This is a genomic window from Stieleria sp., from assembly GCF_041595215.1.
GTDB lineage: Bacteria > Planctomycetota > Planctomycetia > Pirellulales > Pirellulaceae > Stieleria > Stieleria magnilauensis.
In genome coordinates, this window is sequence record NZ_JBFHKV010000426.1 from 1 (window position 1) to 6575 (window position 6575).

Sequence of the window (6575 nt, forward strand, 5' to 3'; positions counted from 1 at the left end):
AAACAGGTAAGCGGCGGCATCTTTCTCGTTGGACAGCGGTCCGTTCAGATCGACCATGCCCAGGTTGTCGTCGCTTTCAATCTGTTGCCACGTGACGGTTCGTTTCTTTCCTGTTTCCGGTTTGGGTTCGCCGGCGGCATCCCGGGCGATCGGCGAACCCGATTCGAGGTAACGGTTTTCGGGAACGTAGGCCGTGTCGAAGTGTTCGCTGTCGGTGTTGTCGAAGGGGCCGATCAGCCACCAACGACGCATCATGCCCAGTTCTTCGGCGAGGTCAATGTTAACGTCCAGGTCGGCCAGGAGCTTGGCCGTCTTTTCCAGCTGTTTGGGGCTTCGGCCATGAGCGATCACCTGGCGAAAGACCTGCTTGGCCTGATCGGGTTGCGTCGACATCAGCTCCGCGCCCGCCTGGATCATCGATTCGATCTTCAGGTAACGGATCGGCAGCGAGGGGTCGGTTTCGGCATCGGCCAGCAATTCGGACGTCAGCCCCTGGTCGTGTTGGGTCAACAGCTGGTACGCGACGTAGCGAGCGTCGGCGTTCTTGGAGCGATCGGCAAAGAACCCCAGCAACGCGTCTTTGGGAAACGGCCCATTGTCACTGACATCGGCCGCGATCGCCCGCAGCCAGTTTTCCCCGCGTTTGGAGGCGTTGTCAAAACCCTCCAGAACATCGGTGACTTGAGAACTGGGCAGCGACTGAAGTTGGTGGGCGGCTGCCGACGCGTCTTGGTCGAGTGCCACCGAGCCGTCGGTCTTGGCAATCGCTTGAAGCGACTGTTCCAAGTCGGGCTGGGCTGAAAACGCCGCTGGAATGGACCACATCATCGCCAGCGCGATCGCCGCGAGAGGTCTCACGCCCGCGCGGGACGCGAACCAACGGGAGCGGAAGCGGCAGCCGGGATGACTAGGAAGTAGACAAAACGTTCGAGTCATGTTCATCGATCAAGTGAGTCCGGTTGGGGCGGGCGAGATTGGCAGCATGATAGCCGAATCGGACACCGCCCGTCGAACACTTCGATCGGGAACGTCGCTTAGAGCAGGTCTTCTTTTTCCAGGATTTCTCGATACTGATCACGTTCGCGGCGGGTCGCTTCGAGGTCGAAGACGAGGTATTTCATGTCCAACCGAAGTTGCGACAGGGCCTCTTGGACGAGGTTCAGGATGCGACGCCGACGGGTGCTGCAATCGATCGCTCGTGAAAGCGCCGGCGCGACAGTGTCTCGGTAGCGTGCGGGAAGGGCGTCGATCGCTGCAGTCAGCTCACGCAATTCTTGAGGAACTTCGTCGCCAACTTGTTTGTTCGATCCGATCGTCGTCTTTTGCATGCGCCAGGGCTCCGGAGAGAGATACGTTGAAGGGTTGCTTTGATTGCCGTCCATTGCACTCGCGATGCCGAATCCAGCCAGCACAGCCGAGGTTTCTGCGTAAGGTGTGTTGCGGCAATGGTTTAGGGTGATCGCAGTTTTTGCGTTGTCAAAAGGAAACGGTGAAAAAAAACAACACCGTTTCGGCTTGGCTTGGCACCCTAAATCTTGATACACAAACGTCTTACGTAGTAAGCGACGGGTTGCGACGGGATGTGGAGTTTTCTCTACATCGTCGCGTCAACCGCACACTTTGTTACACGAGTCACCGGCAGGCTATCAGTGGTTGCTCCGATAGCGACGTCCCCGTCGTCCTGCTGATTGTTTGGGCAACGCAGATTTGGGTCAACAATTGAAGTTCAAATACCGAGTGCCGCGTCCGAAAGTGTTGTCAGTCGTTCGGGCTCGGCAAAGCTTGCCGTCGGGCGAACGTTCCGGGATCGCACCGCAGGGCCGAAGGCCGGGTGGTGTGGAGCGCGCAAAGAGCGAAAAAGACGCATCCGTGCCCCCGGTCGGATCGCCTCGGCAGCCATCCCTCGCTGCCATCTTGATTGCCGTGCTTGTCACCGTTTTCGGGCTCCTGGACGACTCGGCCGCGCGAGCCGATCTGTTCGATTCGCTGGATGCCTATCCGCCCCGCTGGCACCTGGACACTTCCGATTGCGACGCGCGCGTGATCGATCACAAGAACCTCGCCGGTGGCGGGGTTGATGGTGGCGGTTGCGAGTCGCTGACGTTTCAAGCCGGCGTCGGCAGCGAGTCGATCTTGATCTATCCGATCGAACCGGTTCGCGCGTTCAATGATCTGGTGGCCAACGTTTCGATCATGAGTGCCCGCAAGGGCGCACGGGTCGGCTTCCGCGTTCGGTTTCCGTTCGTCCGAGATCCACAGACCCGACGCCCCGTCGCGGCGATCATCTATGGCGCGACCTATGAGCATCCTGGCAAATATCAATCGCTTGGGATCGGCAATGTGGAGCGCGAGTTGCGAATCAAAATTGCAAAGCTGCGCTCGGTCCATGGAAGTGATGCGAACGTCAAGAATCCCTACATCGATGGGATTGCGATCAACGCCTACAGCGGTCCGGGGACGACGACGTTGCGGATCGACCAAGTGTCCGTTCGCGGAATGATTCCGGTGGGGGATCACGGCCGTGTGGAGATGGTGCCGTCGAGTCGTGAAACCGAGACCGTGGACGCCCCCGGCGAAAACGCTTCACTTCAAGTACCGCGATTGTTGCAGATGCGACGCCCAGCCGCTTCGCCAGAACGTTCCGGTCAGAACGTTGTGGTGTCGGCGTTTCCACAGGACAACGTGATTCGCATCCTGGAACATCGTGGAGAACCTCTCGACTGGGTTCGCTCGTTGGGTTTCGATGCGGTCTTGTTGTCGCGTCCTCCGACCGCGGATCTCTTGCGTGACGCGATCCAGTCACAATTGCTCGTTTACGCACCGCCGCCGGTGGCGCCCGATCCGACGATCGCCGCGTTGCTCGATCCCGTGATGGCTTGGTACCTCGGCGGGGGCGTCGCGCTGGACAACTCTCGTGTTTCACAAACCGATCAAACCGTTCGGCGTCTGCGACTATTCCCCGAGACCTGGCAACGCCCGATCGTGATTGCGCCGGTCGAACGTTGGGCGGGTTATGCGTCGGTCGCTGATGCGATCGTTTCCGATGCGGCGCTCCGCAGTCGGGGATTGTTGGCCGCGGAGCAGACGCTGCTGTACCAGGATCGTCGCGCCCGAATCGGCAGTGGCACCGAAGTGGCTGTTGCGATCGAATCATCGCCCCCGAAAAAGTTGGCGGAGATGAATCGATCGATCAGTGCTGCGATCGGGGCGCCCCCGGGAGGCAACTTTCGCTGGCATTCGATGTTCACTCAAGTCGTTCAATCGCTCGAACAATCACCGCGCGCGATTGTGTTTCGGTCACACGAGTCGCTCGTCTCCGGATCGGTGTTCGCTCATCAGCGATCGATGGCGCTCAGCTATGTCAATCGATTTGTGGCCATGATGGGGCCGTGGATCGCCTCGTCACGCCCGTCTGCGGCCTATCGAATTCAGGGCGCCGCCTATCGCTGCGGCCGACTGGACGCCGACGGAGACCAGTTCTTGCTGTTGACGTCTGACCAGTCGGTTCGCGATCAGGTGCTGGCGGGTGATGGCCGCGCCGTCGAGATCTTGTTGCCGCCGGAGATGGTCCATCGCACCGCGTGGCGTTTGACCAATTTTTCGGCCCAGCGGATCGAGATCGCCCCGACACCCACCGGTGCCCGGATCGAAATCGTTTCACCGGATGTCGCAGAAGTCATCGTGATCAGTGCCGATTCGTCGCTGGGCGCCCGGCTTGACCAATCCGCGCGACGCTTTGCCGCCAGGGCAGCGTCGGATCGGTGGCAGTTGTGCGTCGATCAGGTCCGTCAGATTCGTCAAGACTGGGATCATGCCGTCAGCTCCGGCGCGACCGAGGCGATCATGCCGGTCGATCTGCTCACCGCGGCGCGTCGAACGCTCGATGACGCCGAGGCTGTTTTTCGTGCCGGTGACGCCGAAGCCACGTTGCGACTGTCGCGCCGCGCCGACGCCTGGTCGGTTCGATCCAGTCTGCAGCTTTCCCAGGCACTGCTGTCGGGAACCCTGCCATCGTTTTCGCCACGGCACGTCAGCAGCCCGCCGCTCGATGAAGGGCGTCCGACGTTGCAAACGGCGTGGCAGCCCCTGATGGGAGACGAGGGCTGGAGCGAGAGCTTGATCGCGACAGGCGGCCTGGACCAGCCGGATGTCTTGTCGTCCGGTGGTTGGACGTTTGGACAGCGAAAACTGGTTCGGGCGCAGTCGGACGCCCGCTGGATGTCCCGTGGATTCTTCAGCGGCCAAGGTGCGATCGCTCTGTCCGCCGCCGCGACGGTCGGTGAGTCACTCGGCGGCGGTTATGAAGGCACGATCGCGATTCTCTCCAGCCCCACGGTCAGGATTCAGCCCAACCAGGCCGTTCGTGTCGATGCGATGATTCGCACGATCGGGTTCGGTGCGCCGCATCAGGGGATTCTGGTCTATGACAATTTAGGCGGCCAAGAGATGGGGATCTTGGTTCGCGGCGCCACCGACTGGACTCCGATTCGTCTGTACCGGCAAAGCACTGGCGAGACGGAGGTGCGGGTGATGTTTGAGGTGATCGGCGATGGAGAAGCCGTGGTCGACGAAGTCGGAATTCGCGTCTGGGATCCCGCCCCGTTGCCCGCACTCCCCTTGCGAAGTATCACTCCCTAGCTCCGGCACGTTCGCATTTTGTTTACGCTGTTGGCAATCACTCCTACCCACGCAAGATAAAAATCCCGAGCCGTCAAGCATGCCAACGACCATCAATGGAATTGGGACCCAGTACTACGGCCGAAAGAACCCGCGCGTTTATGGCGGTATCTGTGAATCATGCCAGCGACACGTGACGCTGACTGACTACGAGACCGGTTATTACGTCGTTGTGTTGTTCATTCCGGTCATCCCGCTGGGCAAGAAGCAGATCATCGGGGAATGTTCGGCTTGTCGGCGGCACCGTGTGATGCCGCTCAAAGAATGGGAGCGGATCAAAGAAGAGAACTTGGAGAACGGGTTGGCCAGCTTGGCGGACAACATGGACGACCCGTCGAAGGCGCTCGAGTTGCTGCAGAGCATGACGGTCTTCAATCAGCTTGACGAAGCGATGGAGCTTGCCGCGGCAACCGCCAAGCAGCATGCCAAGGACTTTGACACCCTGATCGACATCGGATCGTGGTATGAACGCCAAGGACAGACCGAGCTGTCGAATCGATGTTTCGACCAGGCGATCGCGTTGGACCCCGCGCATCCGACCAGCAAACGGATCCAAGGCGTCGACGCACTTCAGTCGGGCAACCCGAACGAGGCTGCGAAACACTTCGAGCCGCTGCGCAAGTCGGCCGACTTCTACGACCCGTCCTTGTTCTACATGTTGGCCGGCGCGTATCAAGCCAAGGAAATGCACGAAGAGGCGCTGGAAGAGTTCAAGGATCTGTTGGTCCGAATCCCCGAGTTCGGCAAAGACAAGGAATTCCGCAAAGCCGTCAAGAAATCTGAAAAGGCGATCGGAAGCCCCACCTCAATCCTGCCCAAGAAAGGGCTGTTCGGTTGATTTCGCTGTGAACAGGAGTGACGCAGAATGTCCCGTTGCGTGCGTCTGGTTTAGTCCGTTGGCGAATCGGCCGCAAAGACGTGGAAGTACAACTGTCGGTAAACGAGGAAGTTGACCCAGTTGCGCAGAGCATACCCACAGTGCTTCAGATTTTCCTCGCTATAGTTGTTCGACTCGCCGCCGCTGGGATGGACGCCGTCATTCGAAATGATCGTTCCATCCCATGACTTCCCCGGGCGAACTCGCAAGCACTCGGCATGGAAATCGGCCAACGGGACTTGCTTTTCACGGGCAACCTCTCGGATGATCTTGTTCGCGTGATCGACAGCCTCGTCGTGGCCGCGTCGCGGAGGAATGGTGTTTAAGATCGGCACGCAGTGGACCGTGATGCATCGATCCACGACTTCCTCTAGACCCGCGCGGTACCCTTCTGGAACCCGCCCACCGGAAATGTCATTCGTGCCAACCATGATGATCGCCGCTTCTGGTTTTTGCTGTTCCAGCACGTTGTTCATCGTCCCCAGAATCTCTGCGAGTCGCCAGCCAGAATAGTTTGCGTGCTCGGGCCCCTTGTCGCGCGTGCCTTTCACGTAGTCTCGCCATCGCATCTTCTCGGGCCGTTTCGGTACGCCATCATCATGGGTGAGATATTGTTGTGGTTCGTCCCAGCCGATCGGCGTCCAAAAGGCCATCGAGTGCGTGATTGAATCACCGAATTGGGCAACATAGCCTGGTTGACCGTCGAAACCTGCGTGAACCTGACGCATCGCGGCCAAGACTTCAGGGCGTTGGACTCCTGGTTTAAGGCGTTCCGCTGCGGCTTGCTTTCGGTTCGCTTCGATCCTCGATGGTAATTCAACGGCTTGAGTGACCTCCGACGGGGACAAGAAGCTCTGCCCCACTTCCGCTTTCATGCCGGCCAATGCGTCGGCAACGACGTTGCCACGCCGTGCAATCTGACTTTCACTGTCAATCAGCAGCGGCGCTCCGACCAGCAGATTGTTTTCGAGTCGCAAACCGTCGTTTGACTTTTGCACCCAAATCAAACGCCGCATTCGGC

General features: G+C 59.5%; 4 protein-coding genes and 1 pseudogene. 2 read left to right on the forward strand and 3 right to left on the reverse strand.

The genetic code is table 11. The annotated features are described in order from the left end of the window. Together ABX749_RS16945 and ABX749_RS16950 are read right to left on the reverse strand one after the other, a co-directional pair. A pseudogene (locus ABX749_RS16945) lies at window positions 1–828 on the reverse strand (hypothetical protein); the annotation flags it as partial. 206 nt (window positions 829–1034) lie between these two features. Continuing rightward, window positions 1035–1328 carry a transcriptional regulator gene (locus ABX749_RS16950; protein WP_095739454.1) on the reverse strand — a complete coding sequence of 98 codons (294 nt, stop codon included), beginning with the start codon at window positions 1326–1328 and terminating at the stop codon, window positions 1035–1037. 595 nt (window positions 1329–1923) lie between these two features. On the opposite strand from ABX749_RS16950, the gene ABX749_RS16955 reads away from it, so the two are divergent. After that, window positions 1924–4638, forward strand: coding sequence for a hypothetical protein (locus ABX749_RS16955; protein WP_372897011.1), 2715 nt, complete (start codon window positions 1924–1926; stop codon window positions 4636–4638). 79 nt (window positions 4639–4717) lie between these two features. Continuing rightward, window positions 4718–5515, forward strand: coding sequence for a lipopolysaccharide assembly protein LapB (locus ABX749_RS16960; RefSeq protein WP_145207720.1), 798 nt, complete (start codon window positions 4718–4720; stop codon window positions 5513–5515). 50 nt (window positions 5516–5565) lie between these two features. On the opposite strand, the gene ABX749_RS16965 is transcribed toward ABX749_RS16960, so the two are convergent. Continuing rightward, a partial coding sequence (locus tag ABX749_RS16965; protein ID WP_372897012.1) for a GDSL-type esterase/lipase family protein occupies window positions 5566–6575 on the reverse strand: 1010 nt, incomplete at its 5' end.

Bases quoted from the DNA above. Each gene is read 5' to 3' on its own strand.
- ABX749_RS16950 (WP_095739454.1), bottom strand. From the start codon at position 1,328: ATGCAAAAGACGACGATCGGATCGAACAAACAAGTTGGCGACGAAGTT.
- ABX749_RS16960 (WP_145207720.1), top strand. From the start codon at position 4,718: ATGCCAACGACCATCAATGGAATTGGGACCCAGTACTACGGCCGAAAG.